This window comes from Natroniella sp. ANB-PHB2, from assembly GCF_046097105.1.
Taxonomy (GTDB): Bacteria; Bacillota; Halanaerobiia; order Halobacteroidales; family Halobacteroidaceae; genus Natroniella.
This window is the reverse complement of sequence record NZ_CP175562.1, coordinates 1,738,172-1,754,930: the sequence shown is the minus strand read 5'-3', so window position 1 is coordinate 1,754,930 and position 16,759 is coordinate 1,738,172. Positions and strand designations below refer to the sequence as shown.

Annotated in this window: 18 protein-coding genes and 1 other RNA gene; all 19 read left to right on the top strand. The window is 33.7% G+C overall.

Annotated elements, in window-relative coordinates; genetic code table 11:
• Positions 1-58 precede the first annotated feature (58 nt).
• The 19 genes from ACKF5P_RS08840 (at position 59) to ACKF5P_RS08750 (ending at position 16,685) form a co-directional block, all read left to right on the top strand.
• The gene (locus ACKF5P_RS08840) at positions 59-778 is read left to right on the top strand and encodes a zinc ribbon domain-containing protein (protein WP_408954841.1); all 720 of its coding nucleotides are present in this window, start codon (positions 59-61) and stop codon (positions 776-778) included.
• A 1-nt stretch (position 779) separates the two neighbouring features.
• The gene (locus tag ACKF5P_RS08835) at positions 780-1,376 is read left to right on the top strand and encodes a ribonuclease HI family protein (protein WP_408954840.1); all 597 of its coding nucleotides are present in this window, start codon (positions 780-782) and stop codon (positions 1,374-1,376) included.
• Positions 1,377-1,453: 77 nt separating this feature from the next.
• Positions 1,454-1,822: RNase P RNA component class A (rnpB, locus tag ACKF5P_RS08830), an RNA gene on the top strand.
• Positions 1,823-2,311: 489 nt separating this feature from the next.
• A complete protein-coding gene (pheA, locus tag ACKF5P_RS08825) occupies positions 2,312-3,175 on the top strand; it encodes a prephenate dehydratase (RefSeq protein WP_408954839.1) in 864 nt (287 codons plus the stop codon).
• A gap of 177 nt (positions 3,176-3,352) precedes the next feature.
• Positions 3,353-4,117 carry a YebC/PmpR family DNA-binding transcriptional regulator gene (locus tag ACKF5P_RS08820; protein ID WP_408954838.1) on the top strand — a complete coding sequence of 255 codons (765 nt, stop codon included), beginning with the start codon at positions 3,353-3,355 and terminating at the stop codon, positions 4,115-4,117.
• 353 nt (positions 4,118-4,470) lie between these two features.
• The gene (locus ACKF5P_RS08815; RefSeq protein ID WP_408954837.1) at positions 4,471-5,115 is read left to right on the top strand and encodes a BofC C-terminal domain-containing protein; all 645 of its coding nucleotides are present in this window, start codon (positions 4,471-4,473) and stop codon (positions 5,113-5,115) included.
• A 103-nt stretch (positions 5,116-5,218) separates the two neighbouring features.
• A complete protein-coding gene (ruvA, locus tag ACKF5P_RS08810) occupies positions 5,219-5,812 on the top strand; it encodes a Holliday junction branch migration protein RuvA (RefSeq protein WP_408954836.1) in 594 nt (197 codons plus the stop codon).
• Between the two features lie 94 nt (positions 5,813-5,906).
• Positions 5,907-6,902 carry a Holliday junction branch migration DNA helicase RuvB gene (gene ruvB / locus ACKF5P_RS08805; protein WP_408954835.1) on the top strand — a complete coding sequence of 332 codons (996 nt, stop codon included), beginning with the start codon at positions 5,907-5,909 and terminating at the stop codon, positions 6,900-6,902.
• A complete protein-coding gene (locus ACKF5P_RS08800) occupies positions 6,899-7,099 on the top strand; it encodes a DUF2905 domain-containing protein (protein WP_408954834.1) in 201 nt (66 codons plus the stop codon). Before ruvB ends, ACKF5P_RS08800 begins: the two co-directional genes overlap by 4 nt.
• Before the next feature lie 15 nt (positions 7,100-7,114).
• On the top strand, positions 7,115-8,335 hold the full coding sequence (locus ACKF5P_RS08795) for a SpoIID/LytB domain-containing protein (protein ID WP_408954833.1): 1,221 nt from the start codon (positions 7,115-7,117) through the stop codon (positions 8,333-8,335).
• On the top strand, positions 8,325-9,350 hold the full coding sequence (queA, locus tag ACKF5P_RS08790; RefSeq protein ID WP_408954832.1) for a tRNA preQ1(34) S-adenosylmethionine ribosyltransferase-isomerase QueA: 1,026 nt from the start codon (positions 8,325-8,327) through the stop codon (positions 9,348-9,350). Before ACKF5P_RS08795 ends, queA begins: the two co-directional genes overlap by 11 nt.
• 103 nt (positions 9,351-9,453) lie before the next feature.
• Positions 9,454-10,578 carry a tRNA guanosine(34) transglycosylase Tgt gene (gene tgt / locus ACKF5P_RS08785; protein ID WP_408954831.1) on the top strand — a complete coding sequence of 375 codons (1,125 nt, stop codon included), beginning with the start codon at positions 9,454-9,456 and terminating at the stop codon, positions 10,576-10,578.
• Between the two features lie 71 nt (positions 10,579-10,649).
• The gene (gene yajC, locus ACKF5P_RS08780; RefSeq protein ID WP_408954830.1) at positions 10,650-10,931 is read left to right on the top strand and encodes a preprotein translocase subunit YajC; all 282 of its coding nucleotides are present in this window, start codon (positions 10,650-10,652) and stop codon (positions 10,929-10,931) included.
• Positions 10,932-10,948: 17 nt separating this feature from the next.
• Positions 10,949-11,500 (top strand): signal peptidase I, encoded by a 552-nt coding sequence (gene lepB, locus ACKF5P_RS08775; protein ID WP_408954829.1) that lies wholly within the window; start codon positions 10,949-10,951, stop codon positions 11,498-11,500.
• Between the two features lie 88 nt (positions 11,501-11,588).
• Positions 11,589-12,254: an HD domain-containing protein gene (locus ACKF5P_RS08770; protein ID WP_408954828.1), complete on the top strand. Its 666-nt coding sequence runs from the start codon at positions 11,589-11,591 to the stop codon at positions 12,252-12,254.
• 99 nt (positions 12,255-12,353) lie between these two features.
• Entirely contained in the window at positions 12,354-13,565 is a 1,212-nt protein-coding gene (gene secD / locus ACKF5P_RS08765; RefSeq protein WP_408954827.1) for a protein translocase subunit SecD, read from the top strand.
• Positions 13,566-13,579: 14 nt separating this feature from the next.
• Positions 13,580-14,431 carry a protein translocase subunit SecF gene (gene secF, locus ACKF5P_RS08760; protein ID WP_408956647.1) on the top strand — a complete coding sequence of 284 codons (852 nt, stop codon included), beginning with the start codon at positions 13,580-13,582 and terminating at the stop codon, positions 14,429-14,431.
• Between the two features lie 143 nt (positions 14,432-14,574).
• Positions 14,575-14,937, top strand: a complete 363-nt coding sequence (locus ACKF5P_RS08755; RefSeq protein WP_408954826.1) for a phasin family protein — start codon at positions 14,575-14,577, stop codon at positions 14,935-14,937.
• Positions 14,938-15,014: 77 nt separating this feature from the next.
• Positions 15,015-16,685: an ABC1 kinase family protein gene (locus ACKF5P_RS08750; RefSeq protein ID WP_408954825.1), complete on the top strand. Its 1,671-nt coding sequence runs from the start codon at positions 15,015-15,017 to the stop codon at positions 16,683-16,685.
• The last annotated feature ends 74 nt before the right edge of the window (positions 16,686-16,759 follow it).

The window sequence follows — 16,759 nt, the reverse complement described above, 5'->3', positions numbered from 1 at the left end:
AAAGCAGACCTACTTTTTTCTATTATATAAATGGGTTAAAAATATTAGGGGGGATTGAATGAGTAGAGAAGAATTATATCAATTGCAGAAATTGGATACCAGAAAAGAAAGATTAAAAAGAACGGCACAGAATGATTTAGAAGTGCAAGAAATATTAGAATTAACAGAACAATTAGAGCAACTTAAGGTTGAGTTTGAAACTAGAGAAGAAGAGATAATGCAGTTGAATAAAGAGATTAAGGAAAAAGAGTTTAATAATGCTCGTTTAACAAGGAAACAAGAAGAATATAAAGATAAACTATATGGAGAAACAACTTATAGTCCTAAAGAGTTAGAGGATTTTCAAGCAAAATTAATGAAGACTGAGGAGAATAAAGAGGAGTTAGAAGAAGAAATTCTAGAATTAATGTTGCTTTTGGAGCAGAAAGATGAGGAATTAGGAGACTTAAAAGAAAAAATTAGTAGTAAAGAGGATAAAATTGAGAAGTTAAAGGAAAAATTAATGAATAAAGAAGAAAGCATTAAGATGAAATTAAATAAAATAAAAGAGAAAAAAATAGGGTTAAAGAGTAGAATGGAAGAAGAGTTGCTGAAAAAATATAATAGATTATATACTAAAAAGAACGCTAGGGCAGTAGTGAAACTGGAAGATAATTATTGTATGGGATGTAGAATGACATTACCCCGGAACTTAATCAAAAAGGTTAAACAGAGTATTGAAGTGGTCTTTTGTGAGAATTGCGGAAGGATTTTGTATTGGGAAAAGGAGGAAGAATAATTTGACCAAATTAATTGTGTATACGGACGGAGGTTCAAGAGGAAATCCTGGAATTGCTGGAGTTGGAGCTGTTGTTTATGATCAAAAAGGTACTAAAATTAAAGAGATTGCTAACTATATTGGTAAAGCAACAAATAATGTAGCTGAATATAAAGCTGTAATTCAAATTCTAGAAGAGTTAGAAGGAGAATATAATAATAGTAGTTTAGAGGTTAGATCTGATAGTCAATTACTTGTTAAGCAATTAAATGGTGAATATCGGGTTAAAAATAAGAGGTTAAAGAAATTATATGATCAAATTAAGAAGCTGGTTAAAGAATTTGTTGCTGTTGATTTTATCCATATCCCTCGGGAAGAGAATAAAGAGGCAGATTTATTAGCAAATATTGCTATGGATAAACGGGAAAAAAAGGGCTGGGATTTAGAAAAAATCATTCAAGAATTATTAGCAGAGAAGAAAAAAGTTAATCTATCTCCTAAGTACCAAGAATTGATAACTGAATTGGCTGCCAAAGATGAAGAATTAAAAGATGAGATCAGTTTTAAAGAAGGAGTTTATTATGGAATTTTGTTAGCTAATAAGTTTGAAATAGACTAAATCATAAAATGAAAATGATTATTGACAATCAATAATGGAGATGTTATAATCTTAATCAGCAATTGGATATTAGATAGCAAGTAGGTCGGATAATCGCAAGTATAACTGTACAGTTGTACTTGAGGAAAGTCCGAGCTCCGTAGGACAGGTTGCTGGTTAACGACCAGCCGGAGTGATCCGCGGGAAAGTGCCACAGAGAGTATACCGCCTGCAGTGAGTATTATGTAGGTAAGGGTGAAAGGGTGCGGTAAGAGCGCACCGGGTCTTTGGTGACAAAGACCGCATGGTAAACCCCAGCCGGAGCAAGACTAAATAGGAGGAGGTTAAGGGTTGTCCGCCCAGCTTCTCGGGTAAAGTCGCTTGAAGTAATAGGTAACTATTACTCTAGATGGATGATTATCGCCCGTGAGGGTACACAGAACTCGGCTTATAGACCTACTTGCTTAATTTAATAATTAGAAAACATCCACAGTACTGTGGATGTTTTTTTATAGAGTGACTTTTAGTTAATTCATGATATATATTATTATGATTTATTCTCTAATATTTTTTGAATTGTCAAGATGGTGATATCAGACAGTAACAATAGTATAAAAATTAGAAATAAGGTATATGGATTGACAGGAGGATATCTTGTGCAGGTGTCATCTTTACTATCATCGCTATCTTTTTCAAAAAAGATCATAAATGTCTCCCCCCTATTAATTAATAATACTCTCAGCTAAACTAAGCCTTATTGTCATATTAATTAGTAGTTATCTAAAATTTTCCATTAATATTTTAGCTGAGAATAATCATTAGTTAGCAACCTTAATATAAAGTATGTATTTTATGGAAGATTTGTTCCATAAAATCTAATAACTAGAATAGTTGATAGATAAATCTAGTTAGTGTGAAATTTACTTGATTTTAATTAAAATTTAGGAGTGAGAGCAGTGAATAAATTAGGTTATTTAGGCCCGAAAGGAACTTTTACTGAAATAGCAGCTAAGAAGTATCAGCAGAAAGTAAGAGAGTACCTCCCTTATTCTGATATTAGGAGTTTGTTAGATGCAGTATTGGAGAAAGAAATAGATCAAGCAATTGTTCCTGTTGAGAATTCTTTGGAAGGGGCAGTAACATTGACTTTAGACTTGTTGGTAGAGTTGGATTTAAAGATTAATAATGAAGTTATAATTCCAATTGAACATAGTTTATTGGCTAAAGAACAGGTGAATTTAGAGCAGATTAAACATGTAATTTCACATCGGCAGGCGTTGGCCCAATGTCGGCAGTTTTTAGAAAATAATCTAACTGACTATCAGGTTCATATTGCAAATAGTACAGCAGGAGCTGTTAGAGAGCTTAAAAACTTTAATGGTTGTTGGGCTGCTATCGGAAATCAGCAGGCTGCTAATTATTACGGTTTAGAAGTTTTGGCTAATCAAATTCAGGACAATCAAGAAAACTGGACTAGATTTATTGTTTTGGGTACTAATGAGAATACTAAAAGCGCTCAAAAGAAGACTTCGATTGTCTGCTCTCCTCAAAAGAAAGATCATCCTGGAGCCTTATATGATATTTTACATGAGTTTGCAATTAGAGGGATAAACTTGACTCGAATTGAATCTAGGCCCGCTAGAAAACTATTAGGGGATTATATATTTTTTATTGATTTTGAGGGAGATTATCAGGATTTTAAAGTTAAAGAGGTTTTGGAACTTTTAAATATTAAAACATCTTGGCTTAAATTGTTAGGATCTTATCCTCGCTCAACTGTAATTGATGAGTATAGTGATCAATTTGATATTAGAAGGTAAGCTCTGAATTGAAAAAAAGAAAAGCTTATGTTAAAATAATGAAGTGGATTTCAATTAAGTTTGACTTCAAGTCTAAGTCTGAGTAAAAAATAGAACTTGATCTTTTATGTGGGTGACTTAGTCTCAACCTTAGACTTAAACTTAAGTTATATATTAATTCAAAGGAGGTAGAAATTGATGGCTGGACATTCTAAATGGGCCAATATTAAGCATAAGAAGGCAAAAGAAGATAAAAGAAGAGGAAAATTATTTTCTAAGCTAGTTAAAAAGATTACTGTTGCTGCAAGGGAGGGCGGTGGTGATCCGGAAGTTAATAATGATTTAGATTTAGCAATTCAAAAGGCTAAAGATGCCAATATGCCTAAGGATAATATTGAACGAGCTATCAAGAGAGGAACTGGTGACTTAGAAGGTGTTAATTATGAACAATTTGTCTATGAAGGCTATGCTCCAGCTGGAGTAGCTTTATATATGGATATTATGACCGATAATCGTAATCGTGCTGCTTCTGAGATCAGACATATATTATCTAAAAACGGTGGTAACTTAGGTGAGAATGGTTGTGTATCTTGGATGTTTGATCGTAAAGGACAATTAATTATTGATCGTAGTCAATTTGAAATTGATGAAGATGAATTGATGCTTGCTGCGTTAGAAGCAGGGGCAGAGGATATTAATATTGCTCAAGATAGTGTAGAGATTCTAACAGATGCCACTGATTTACAAGAAGTTAGAAAAAAGATGGAAAAAGAAGGTTATAAATTTAATAGTGGAGATATAGCTATGATTCCTCAAAATGAAATTACAGTAGATGATTCGACTGATGCTAAACAGGTATTGAGATTAATGGAGCAGTTAGAGGATCATGATGATATTCAGGATGTATATGCTAATTTTGATATTGCTGATGAAATCATGGAAGAAATTGAAGATGAATTATAATTATGTAGCATTTTTGTGCCACATAGCGAACGGTTTTTGTTACGGAGAGTTCTTGGAATTTTAGAACTCGTAGGGTCAGCGGTTAGTCCTCAGCTATCAGCCAAGATCATTTAAAATCAATAAAAATAAAAACATTCAGAAATCATTATATTTCCTAAGTTTAGATGGTTTTTACTTATTGGGGTTTAATAGGTTTTGATTGGGTTGACGACTGAAGGCTGATAGCTTAGTGTCACGAAGTGACACTATATATCAAGTCAGCTTCAATTTTTAAATGGAAAAATCCCCCTCATACTAATAATTTATTTAAAACTGGTTATGCTAGTTATTAATTAGGAGTAGGGGGATTGAATATGAAATTGGTACGTAAGGTATTATTAATTCCTTTGTTAGTCGTAGTAATTGCAGCCTTGACTTATTTGATATTAAACTATGTAACTGAATCAAGTCCACACCAGGATCTTTCTGAGGCTGAAATAGAAGGGGAGCAGAACCTTGAAATTCAAGATTTGATTGAAGAAGAGCAAAGTAAGATAGAGAAGAGGCTAGACTCTTCTATTGATTTAAAATCAGAAGAAGAATTTCAGTTAGAATTTGATGATATAGATAAGCAACAATGGCAGATAAATTTGAATCAACAAGAGGAGTTAGAGTTTGACTCAGGAGAGATCTTGACTGAAGATATAGAGCAAGATCATGAGGAAATTAGGGATGAACAATCAGCTCAAGTAGAAAGTGATCAATCTAACGAGGAATTAGAACAGCAAAAATTAGATAATGATGTAGAAAAGAAGACCTTTGTTGGAGTTAAAGGTGGTTATGTAGCAATTTATAAAGGTGATATCTTAGGGGATAAAGAGTTAGTGGAGGTAAGAGAAGATATATCTATCGAACACCTTTCAGAAGAAGATGTCAAGAGCTTGCAAGCTGGGTTAGAGATTGAGAATGAAGAGGAATTACTTGGAATTCTAGAAGGGTTTGCTAGTGCTAGAGATTAATAATGATTGCAAACAGTCTTTAGAGGCTGTTTTTTCTTTTGGACAGGAAAATCTACTCTCTGTGTTGAAGTTAGCAAAGAGAGTAGATTAAGGGGGAGAAGTAATGATTGCTTATTTAGAAGGAACGTTAATCAGAACGGGAATTGATTATATTATAATTAATGTAGGGGGAGTAGGTTATAAAGTTTATATTCCGGCCAGTTTAAGTCACAAATTACCGGAAATAGGAAATGAAGTTCAAGTACATACTTATAATTATGTTCGGGAAGATAAAATTAATTTGTATGGTTTTTCTAGGTTAGAAGAGTTAGAAACTTTTGAGCAGTTACTGACTGTTTCTAGGATTGGCCCTCAAGTTGCTTTAAATATCTTAGCTACCATTTCAAGTAGAGATTTTAAGTTGGCAATTGTCAATGGTGAAGTTGCAACCTTGAAGAAGGTGAAAGGGATAGGTAATAAGACAGCTAAGCGGTTGATTTTGGAGTTGCAAGAAAAAGTCGAGCTTGATAATATAGAAGAAGAGGCTAATATTTCAACAACAAAGGTTGATAATGAATTAGAAGATGCTATTGAAGCATTAGTCAGCTTGGGATATCAGCAAAGCCAAGCACGTAGAGCAGTACTTAAAACATCTCAAAAAAGTGAGCAACTGGATGTACAAGAAATAATTAAGGTAGCCTTAGCTGATTTAAGTTGAGTACTTCAAGTAAAAAAATTAAATAACTTTTAGCATCTAATCTTTTGAATTTAACTGTGAATAATGTATTGTGAACTGAAATGGGGGTGAAGAAATGGAGGATAGATTTATTGCTCCAACTCAAAAAGAAGAGGATTTAGAATATAGTTTACGCCCTAATAGATTTAATGAATATATTGGACAAGAAAAGGTAAAAGAGAATCTTAAGATATTTATTCAGGCTGCTAAAGCAAGAGGAGAAGCGTTAGACCATGTTCTATTGTACGGCCCACCTGGGTTAGGAAAGACGACATTGGCTAATATTATTGCAGCTGAAATGGGTGTTGATATTAAGACCACCTCTGGGCCAGCTATTGAAAAACCTGGTGATTTGGCTGCTGTTTTGACTAAGCTAAAGCCACAAGATGTTTTATTTATCGATGAGATCCATCGTTTGAATCGGATTGTTGAAGAGGTTTTATACCCTAGTATGGAGGATTACGCGTTAGATATTGTAATTGGTAATGGCCCTAATGCTCGCTCAGTCAGGTTAGATTTGCCGCAATTTACTTTGATTGGTGCAACGACGAAGGCTGGGAATTTATCTTCTCCCTTGCGGGATAGATTTGGAGTAATTAGCCGCTTGCAATTTTATACAACAGAGGAGCTACAAAAGATTGTCATGCGAGCAGCTAAAGTATTACAAGTAGGAACTGAGTTAGCAGGAGCAAAAGAGATCGCTTTGCGTTCAAGAGGAACTCCTAGAATTGCAAATCGTTTTTTGAAGAGAGTTAGGGATTTTGCTCAAGTAGAAGGTGATGGAATCATCACTGAGGAGATTGCTCAAGAATCTTTAGCACGATTAGAGGTTGACCAATTAGGTTTAGACAGGGTTGATCGTAAGATTTTAACTGTGATTATTGAAAAATTTGCTGGTGGACCAGTTGGCTTATCTACATTAGCTGCAGCAATTAGTGAAGAAGAAGAGACGATAGAGGATGTTTATGAACCTTATTTATTACAGATTGGCTATCTAAATCGGACTCCACAGGGTAGAATGGCAACTAAGTTGGCTTATCAGCACTTAGAAATAGAGGTGACAGATGAATGAGAGATGGTGGAGGAGTTTTAATTTTATTAGGAATTTTATTGGTTGCGGGAGGATTGATGGTTAGAGTGGGCTTTCCTTTAGGTAGGTTACCAGGAGATATTCATATTCAACGAGGAAATTTTAATCTTTATTTACCAATTACAACCTCAATACTGATCAGTGTGATACTTTCTTTATTGTTTAGATTATTAAAATAGAAGGGCTTGATTGAGTTGAAAATTAAATTATTAGTAGTAGTTATCTTAATAGTTGTAGCTATAAGTCCAGTTAAAGCTGAGGAAAAAGTAATTAAAATTGGTCTACTAGATGCTGTTGAAGAGGTCAGTTTAGAGGTTGAATCAGGGTTTAAAATTTTAGATATAGATCATAAAGAGAAATCACTGCCTCAATCAAGGTATAAAATCACCCGAGAAGATGGTTATTTGAGTAAAAATGGTACTGGTTATGTTAAGGAGGAGCGACTTTTTTTTAAGTCAGCTCAAAGCAATGAATTAATTGAAGTTAATGGTCGAAAGTATCGAGGAGATATAGAAGTTTTAAATACAACAGATGGATTGATTGTGATTAATCATGTTAAAATGAGTGATTACTTAGCTAGTGTAGTAGGTAGTGAGGTTATCTCTAGTTGGCCAACGGAAGTTTTGAAAGCTCAGGCAATTGTTGCTCGAACTTATGCCTTAAGAAATTTAAATAAATATCAAAGTAGAGGGTATAATTTATCTAATACTGTAAAATGTCAAGTTTATAGAGGGGTCAGTGCTGAAACTGAGCGAATAATTAAGGCGGTTGCAGAGACGAAAGGCCAAGTTCTTACATATAATGATCAGTTGATTTCAGCAGTTTATCATTCTACTGCTGGAGGTAAGACTGCTAATGCCTCTACTGTCTGGAATGGTAATAGCCCTTATTTACAGAGTGTAACATCAAATGATGATTTATCTCCACATTATAATTGGCAAAAGGAATATACTAAGACTGAGATTGAAGAGTTATTAAGGGCCAACGGACTGGAGATATCTAAGCTGAAAGGGATTTCACTAAAGGGTGTTGGCCCGTCAGGAAGAGCTAAAGAGGTTAAAATTCATGCTAAAAATGGTGAATATATCATTAATGGCTCACATTTTAGATTTTGGTTAGGATTAAAAAGTACTAATTTTTCTATTATAGGTGAAAATATTATGAGATTTAATGGACTTGATGATAGATTTGATTTTACTTACAACTGGTTTAATCAAGAATATAACCTTACTCCTCAAAAACGGTATTTATTCAGAGGTTATGGTTGGGGACATGGTGTAGGAATGAGCCAGTGGGGAGCATATCAAATGGCTTTAGCAGGGGCTAATTATCGAGAAATATTAAAGCATTATTATACAGATATTGAAATTGGAGAAAATAAAGAAGATAGTGGAGGAATTGTAGATGAAGGTTAAAGATTTTAATTTTGAATTACCAGATAAATTAATTGCTCAAGAACCAATAGAACCTAGAGATGAATCTAGGTTGATGGTAATTAATAGAGAGAAAAAAGAGATTGAAGGAAGAATTTTCAAAGAGGTTATCGATTATTTTGAAGCTGGGGATACCTTAGTTAGAAATAATACTAAAGTTATTCCAGCTCGTTTATTTGGTTACAAGGAAAAGACAGGTGGTAAGGTTGAATTTCTATTATTAAATCAAGTTGAACTTGATAGGTGGGAAACTTTAGTTAAAGCTAATGGTAAGGTTAAAGTAGGAACTAGAGTAGTCTTTGGGAATGGAGAGTTGGTTGCTGAAGTTAAAGCTAAAACAGACTTTGGTGGACGAGTAGTTGAATTTGAATATACAGGGGTCTTTGAAGAGATATTAGATAAGTTAGGTAATATGCCTTTGCCACCTTATATCACTAAAGAGTTAGAAGAAACTGATAAATATCAAACCGTCTATGCTAAAAAGAGAGGAGCTGCTGCCGCACCAACTGCTGGTCTTCATTTTACTGATCAACTATTAGATGAAATTAAGACTAAAGGGGTCAATATTGTTGATATTACATTACATGTTGGGTTAGGTACTTTTAGACCTGTCAAAGTTGATGATATAGAAGATCATGATATGCATTCAGAGTATTATGAAGTATCTCAAAAGGCTGCTGAAATGATCAACCAGACTAAAGAGCAGGGCAAGAAAGTGATCAGCGTAGGGACAACCTCTACAAGAACCTTAGAGACTGTAGCTAATGAAGATGGTACTGTGAAAGCAGAGAAGGGCTGGACCGATATATTTATCTACCCTGGTTATAAATTTAAAGCTGTAGATGCTTTAATTACTAATTTTCATCTACCGCAGTCTACCTTATTAATGCTGATCAGTGCCTTTGCTAGTCAAGAATTGGCTTTAAAAGCGTATCGACAAGCAGTAGCAGAAGAATATAGATTTTATAGCTTTGGAGATGGAATGCTGATTTTATAAAAGGCATAGATAAAGAAATAGTTCGTAAAACATAAAGAGCAGTTTATTAATCTGAACTTTAATTATACATTATAAATTGAACTTACTGGAGGGAGTTAAATTAATGACTTTTGAATATAAATTAGAGAAGACATGTAATGATACTAAAGCAAGGATGGGGGAGTTTTCTACTCCACATGGCAATGTTAAAACACCCGTTTTTATGCCCGTGGGAACAAAAGCTACTGTTAAGACGATGACGCCAGAGGAATTAGAAGAGATTAATGCACAAATTATTTTGGGGAATACTTATCATCTTTACTTAAGACCTGGTCATAAGCTAATTGAGGAAGCAGGTGGCTTACACCAGTTTATGAACTGGGATCGTCCTATTTTAACAGATAGTGGAGGGTTTCAGGTCTTTAGCTTGGGTGATATGAATGAAATTACTGAAGAAGGAGTTACCTTTAAATCACATTTAGATGGCTCTGAACATTTTATAAGTCCTGAGCGCTCAATTGAGATTCAAGAAGCATTAGGGGCTGATATTATTATGGCCTTCGATGAATGTCCACCGTATGAAGCTGATCGAGAATATGTCAAAGGTTCTTTAGAAATGACGACACGATGGCTAGAAAGGTGTATTGAGCAGCATGGACGTGATGATCAAGCTTTATTTGGGATTATGCAAGGAGGGATGTATCGAGATTTAAGAGAAGAGAGTGCTCGTCAGATAGTAGAATTTGATCTGCCAGGTTATGCTATTGGAGGGTTGAGTGTAGGAGAGCCAAAAGAAGAGATGTTAGAAGTCTTAGAATATGCCCCTGATTTATTACCTGAAGATAAACCTCGTTATTTAATGGGGGTAGGGACACCTTTTGATCTGTTTGAAGGTGTGATGCGGGGGGTAGATATGTTTGATTGTGTTTTTCCGACTAGAGTAGCACGAAATGGAGCTGTATTTACTAGTCAAGGACGAATAACAATTAGGAATGCAACCTATAAGCGACAGTTTACTCCAATGGATCCTGAATGTGATTGTTATGTCTGTCAAAATTATACCAGAGCTTATATTAGGCACTTAATTAAACAGAAAGAAGTGTTAGGGATTAGATTAACTACTTATCATAACCTTTATTTTTTGACTAATTTAATGGATAATATAAGAGAGAGCATTAGAAATGATGAATTTTTAGATTATAGAGCAGAATTTTATCAAAAATATGGTATTGAGCAGGAAAAGAATTGATTAAATAAAGGATTTAGTAAGGAAATAATGAATATAAAAATAGAAATGTAAAAAAATAAGGGGGAATGATGATGGATTTTTTGATTAATTTAATGCCAGTAGTAGTTGTTTTTGCTATATTTTGGTTTTTGTTTATTCGACCGCAAAAGCAAAAGCAACAGGAGCACAAAGAAATGTTATCAAAGTTGGAAGTAGGAGATCGAGTTGTTACTATTGGAGGAATTAAGGGAGTAATTACTGTTGTTGAAGAAGAAGAATTGAAGTTAGAAGTTGCTCCTGAAGTAGAGATTGGGATTAGTAGAAGAGCAGTTGGTAGAAAGGATAATGAAAACACGGATATTACAGAAAATTAAGAGACTGGGAGGCCATTATGCTAGTAACAAAAGAAGGAGTTAAAGAATTAATTGAATCAGTATTAATTGCAGGAGTTTTGGCCTTCTTCATTATAACTTTTGTAGTTCAATCATTTGTTGTGCAAGGACATTCGATGGATCCTACATTAAATAGTGGAGAGAGATTATTTGTTAATAAATTCATTTATAATTTTAGAAAGCCTGAGCGTGGTGAAATAATTGTCTTAGAACCGAAAAAAAATCCCAATCATAGATATATAAAGAGGGTTATTGGGTTACCAGGTGATCAAATCAAGATTGATTCTGGAGAATTAATTATTAATGGAATAAAGGTTACTGAAGATTATCTTCCAGAAGAGATGAAGGGCAGCTATGGCCCTTATCAAGTTCCTGAGCAGCATGTCTTTACATTAGGAGATAATAGAAATCAAAGTTCAGATAGTAGGATGGAGTCTTTAGTGGGTTATATTCCTTATGATGCAATAGATGGAAAGGCTTTTTGGGTTTATTGGCCCTTAAATCAAATTAGGTTATTAGAAGATTATTCTTATCCTGAACTTGAACAATAGGTTACTTAGATAATGTTAAAAGCTACCTTAAAGCAAGGTGGCTTTTTTGACAATGCCGGATTAACTCTAGTGAATAGGGAGGAAAACCATGGATAAAATTACAGTGATGGATATCAAACAAGATAAAAAAGTTAGAGCATATATTAAGCAGGCAGATCAGCATTTAAAGGAAATGGGATTTACAGAGCATGGTTTTAGGCATGCAGGATTGGTCGCTAATATTGCTGGGGATATTCTATCAAAGCTTGACTATTCATCAAGAATGGTTGAGTTGGCCCAGATTGCTGGTTATCTCCATGATATTGGAAATGTTATTAATAGGGAGAAACATGCTCATTCTTCTGCTTTGCTGGTTGAAAGAATTTTGGATGATTTAGAGATGTCTTATGATGAAATTAGTTTGATTATTGGAGCTATTGGCAATCATGATGAAGGGTGTGGAAAGCCTGTTAATGCAGTTGCGGCTGCCTTAATTATTGCTGACAAATCTGATGTTCATTATACTAGGGTGCGTAATAAGGATGTTGCAACTTTTGATATTCATGATCGGGTTAATTATGCTGCTAAGGAGTCTTTTATTAAGGTTGATCATAAGAATAAGGTCATTTCACTAGAGTTAGAAATTGATACCGAAGTAAGTATTGTCATGGAATATTTTGAAATCTTTTTAACCAGAATGTTAATGACCCGTAAAGCTGTTGAAGCTTTAGACTGTAATTTTAAGTTGATCATCAATGAAGTTAACTTACTATAATTACTGATTTGATTGACAAGCTATTTAAGAAAAGATATAATTGAAACGAGAGAGAATATAAATTTAAGCTAGAGTTATTGGAAGAGAGGGGTTTAACTTATGACTTGGAAGCAAAAAAGGATGTTAAGATTAGCAAGTGTGCTAATAATTTTAGTATTATCAGCATATTTTCTGTATCCTTTAAATGAAAGTATTAATTTAGGCTTAGATTTACAAGGGGGTACACAAGTTACTTTAGAGGCAGAGTTAGAGGAAGTAGATGCTGATACAATGGAACGAGCAATGGTTGTTATTCGAAGAAGAGTAGATGAGTTAGGATTAGATGAGCCAGTGGTTCAGCGTGAAGGTGACCGTAGGATTATCGTTGCTTTACCTGGAGTAGAAGATCCTAATCAAGCAATTGAGACTATTGGTCAAACAGCTCAGCTTGAGTTTAGGAATGAAGACGGGGAAGTCTTACTGACTGGTGAGTATTTAAGTGATGCTAGAGCTGGTCATGAAGCACAATTTAATCGTCCAATTATCTCTTTTGAAATGACAAGAGAAGGTGGGCGTAGATTTGCTGAAATTACAAGGCAGAATATTGGGCGTAGAATAGGGATTTATCTTGATGATGAAAAATTGACCAATCCAGTAGTTAATGAAGAAATTCCTGGAGGAGAAGGTCAAATTACTGGCTTTGATTCTATTGAGGAAGCACAACAGCGAGCTTTGCAACTAAGAGCAGGAGCCTTACCTGTTCCAATTGAGATCATTGAAAATAGAACGGTAGGGCCAACTTTAGGAGCTACTGCAATTGATCAGAGTGTTAGAGCAGCAATAATTGGGTTATCTTTAATAATTTTATTTATGATCTTTAGTTATAAATTACCAGGTTTAGTGGCAGCGATCAGTTTGGTGATTTATAGTGTTATTGTAATGGGTATTTTAGCTGGATTGAATGCTACTTTAACCTTGCCTGGAATTGGTGGTTTATTATTATCTATTGGAATGGCAGTAGATGCTAATGTAATTATCTTTGAAAGGATTAAATATGAATATAGATCTGGTAAGAGATTAAAGACAGCAGTCAATACTGGATTTAAAAGGGCATTTAAGACAATATTAGACTCTAATATCACTACTTTGATTACAGCAGCTATTTTGGCTTACTTTGGAACAGGTATTATTCGAGGTTTTGCGATTACTTTAAGTATTGGAATTATTGCTAGTATGTTTACGGCAATTATTGTGGCTAAATTGATTATGGATTTAGTTATAGATACAAAATTAGTAGATAATGAGAAGATTTTTGCTCTGTCAAGGAGGTAACTAATGTGGATATTATGGGAAAGAGAAAGATATGGATGTCAATTTCAGCAGTTTTAATTATAATCGGGATTGTTTCATTATTAACGCAAGGACTGAATTTAGGGATAGATTTTGCTGGTGGTACAATTATAGAATTTGGATTTGAAGATAGAGTAGAGACTCAAGAGATTAATGAGATTTTAGCTGAGTTTGATTTAGAAGAGAGAAGTGTTGTTCAGCAGGTTGAAGATAATGGTATTTTAATCAGAACGGATGAACTAGCACATGAAGAATTAACTAGTTTACAAAATAGGATTCAAGAAGAGTTTCCAACTGCAACTATGTTAAGAACAGATGTTGTTGGCCCTACAATTGGAGAGGAATTAAGTAGGGGTGCTTTATTGGCTTTATTAGTAGCATCAATTGCTATTGTGATTTATATTAGTGTTCGTTTTGAATTTAAATTTGCTATGGCAGCTATTATAGCTTTGTTACATGATATCTTGATTGTAGTTGGGCTCTTTTCAATCTTAGGGCGTCAAGTTAATCAGCCATTAATAGCCGCTTTATTAACAATAATCGGTTATTCGATCAATGATACGATTGTAATCTTTGATCGAATTCGAGAGAAATTGAATTTTGCTAGTAAAAGAGAGACATTTGAAGAGTCTGCTAATACAGCTGTTGTAGAGACTTTACCACGTTCAATCAATACATCTATAACAACTTTATTGCCTATTTTAGCAATCTTATTCTTAGGTGGAACAACTATTCAGAACTTCATGATTGCTTTACTAGTCGGTATGTTAGCAGGAACTTATTCATCTATTTTTATAGCTAGTCCAGTCTTAGTAGAGTGGACCAAAAGAAATGACGCTAAAGCTTAAATAAAACCTCAGTCTTAATTAAGACTGAGGTTTTATTATTGGCATATTAAAAATTTATTAAGTAGGGGATAATATTTTTTAGCAGTTGGAAAAGTTTAAGGGATATGATATAATAAATTACAAATATTGGAGGTGTTGGGTTGATGATAAAACTCTTTAAAGAGACAATGGTCACAGGGTTGGGTGCTTTATTATTTACAAAGGAAAAATTAGAGGATATGGTTCAAGAACTTATTGAGGAAGGTGCTGTCAATCGTGAAGAAGCAGAGCAATTAGTAGATGAAATGATTGATAAAGCTCAACAACAAAAGAAAGAAATGCGGGAAAAGATTTCATTGGAAGTAGAAAAGAAGTTAGCTAAGTCAGGTTTTGCTAAAAAAAGGGAATTAGAAAGATTAAGAAGAAAGGTTGAGCAATTAGAGCTACATATTCAATCTTTAGAAGAAGAGTTTAAAGCAACAAATTCTACTGAAACTAAAAGCATAGAAGCAATAGATGATAACTAAATTCATCTATGGGGTTAGATGATTATATCTAGCCCTTTTTATTAATTTAATTGATTATAAAGCGGGATGGTGGAGCTATGTTTTTTCGAAGAATTAGTAAGCGCTACAGGCATATTAAGCGTTATAGAGGAATCGTAGAGGTACTAATCAAACATGGTTTTGGTTACTTGATAGAAGTGATGGATTTATATCAATTTGTTCCTTTGAGCAAAAGAATTAAAAAGCTTGATTCTTCTGCTTCTAACCAAGATTCTAAAGCTATTAGAATTAGAAATGTACTTGAAGAGTTAGGGCCAACTTTTGTTAAACTTGGCCAATTACTGAGTACTAGACCTGATTTGGTTCCGAAACGTTATATTGAAGAACTAGAGAAATTACAAGATCAAGTACCCCCTATGGAGTTTGATAAAGTTTTAAAGCAGATAGAAGAGGAGCTAGATGATACTTATGAAGAGTATTTTAAAGAGATCTCTCCGCTTCCTTTAGCCAGTGCTTCAATTGGACAAGTTCATAAAGCTATCTTAAAAGATGGACAGAGGGTAGTGATCAAGGTTCAAAGAGTAAATATTGAAAGTAAAATTGAAACTGATTTAGAAATCATGTCTAATTTAGCTAGACTATTAAAGAGTAGGGTCTTTACTGAAGGATTGATTGATCCGGTTGAAATAGTAGATAACTTTTCAAAATATATTAAACAGGAGTTAGACTATCGGACTGAAGCTAAAAATGCTACTAAATTTAGTAATAATTTTGCTCAAGAGTCTGATGTAAAAATTGCTGAAATATTTTGGGATTTAACGACTAGAAGAATGCTAACTATGGAATTTATAGATGGAATTAAAATAAATAATCTAACTGAAGAATCGAAAAAAGGTTATTTGGCTAAACTAATTAGTAGGTCTTTTCTTAAACAGATACTAATTGATGGTTTCTTTCATGGTGATCCTCATCCTGGAAATATTTTAATTACTTCAGATTATAAATTAGCTTTAATTGATTTTGGTTTGGTAGGTCAAATGAACCAAGAAGATAGGGAAAAAGTTGCAAGTTTATTTATAGCTTTAATCAAAAAAAATATGGAACAAGCGGTTGAAGAGTTATTAGAGTTAGGAATGATAACTCAAGAGATAGATGTTAAATCTTTAAAACGGGATTTTTATAAATTGGTGGATAGCTATTATGGTTTGTCTTTAAAAGAGATTGAATTGGCCCCTATCTTAAATCAGATTTTAGAACTAGCTTTTAAATATAAAATAAAATTACCAATAGAGTTTATATTATTAGGCAAGTCTTTAATGACAGTTGAAAGAGTTGTTACAGAAATAGATCCAGAATTTGATATTTTAGAAGTTGCTAGACCATTTATTTATAAAATAATCAAAAAAAGATTACGGCCTAAGCATTTAATCAAGGAGAGCTTTAGTGAAATTGAAGATTTAATAATTAGTGTAATGAAATTGCCTGAAGAGTTACATAATATTCTTAAGTTGGTCGAAAAAGATAATCTAGAAATGACATTACATCATATCGGAATCAAAAGGCTTATATCTAAGCTTGATATAGTAACTAATAGATTGTCGGTTTCAATGATTATTTCAGCTTTGATCGTTGGTTCTTCTTTGATTATGTTATCTGATCGGGGAGCTACTTTCTTAGGATATCCAATTATAGGGGTATCGGGTTATTTAATAGCAGCTTTATTGGGGATTTGGTTAGTGATCTCTATTATTCGTTCAGGTAGGTTTTAGATTAAATTGTAGTTTAAGCAGGAAATTTGTCTTGATTCTAGAATTTATATCAAGGTTATTTATTTTTTAATAGG

What these genes read in the sequence shown, in the direction of transcription:
- secD (WP_408954827.1), top strand. Translation starts at nt 12,354, where the DNA reads ATGACTTGGAAGCAAAAAAGGATGTTAAGATTAGCAAGTGTGCTAATA.
- ACKF5P_RS08755 (WP_408954826.1), top strand. Translation starts at nt 14,575, where the DNA reads ATGATAAAACTCTTTAAAGAGACAATGGTCACAGGGTTGGGTGCTTTA.
- queA (WP_408954832.1), top strand. Translation starts at nt 8,325, where the DNA reads ATGAAGGTTAAAGATTTTAATTTTGAATTACCAGATAAATTAATTGCT.
- ACKF5P_RS08800 (WP_408954834.1), top strand. Translation starts at nt 6,899, where the DNA reads ATGAGAGATGGTGGAGGAGTTTTAATTTTATTAGGAATTTTATTGGTT.
- tgt (WP_408954831.1), top strand. Translation starts at nt 9,454, where the DNA reads ATGACTTTTGAATATAAATTAGAGAAGACATGTAATGATACTAAAGCA.
- secF (WP_408956647.1), top strand. Translation starts at nt 13,580, where the DNA reads ATGGGAAAGAGAAAGATATGGATGTCAATTTCAGCAGTTTTAATTATA.
- ACKF5P_RS08750 (WP_408954825.1), top strand. Translation starts at nt 15,015, where the DNA reads ATGTTTTTTCGAAGAATTAGTAAGCGCTACAGGCATATTAAGCGTTAT.
- ACKF5P_RS08840 (WP_408954841.1), top strand. Translation starts at nt 59, where the DNA reads ATGAGTAGAGAAGAATTATATCAATTGCAGAAATTGGATACCAGAAAA.
- ACKF5P_RS08770 (WP_408954828.1), top strand. Translation starts at nt 11,589, where the DNA reads ATGGATAAAATTACAGTGATGGATATCAAACAAGATAAAAAAGTTAGA.
- ACKF5P_RS08815 (WP_408954837.1), top strand. Translation starts at nt 4,471, where the DNA reads ATGAAATTGGTACGTAAGGTATTATTAATTCCTTTGTTAGTCGTAGTA.
- ruvA (WP_408954836.1), top strand. Translation starts at nt 5,219, where the DNA reads ATGATTGCTTATTTAGAAGGAACGTTAATCAGAACGGGAATTGATTAT.
- lepB (WP_408954829.1), top strand. Translation starts at nt 10,949, where the DNA reads ATGCTAGTAACAAAAGAAGGAGTTAAAGAATTAATTGAATCAGTATTA.
- ruvB (WP_408954835.1), top strand. Translation starts at nt 5,907, where the DNA reads ATGGAGGATAGATTTATTGCTCCAACTCAAAAAGAAGAGGATTTAGAA.
- yajC (WP_408954830.1), top strand. Translation starts at nt 10,650, where the DNA reads ATGGATTTTTTGATTAATTTAATGCCAGTAGTAGTTGTTTTTGCTATA.
- ACKF5P_RS08820 (WP_408954838.1), top strand. Translation starts at nt 3,353, where the DNA reads ATGGCTGGACATTCTAAATGGGCCAATATTAAGCATAAGAAGGCAAAA.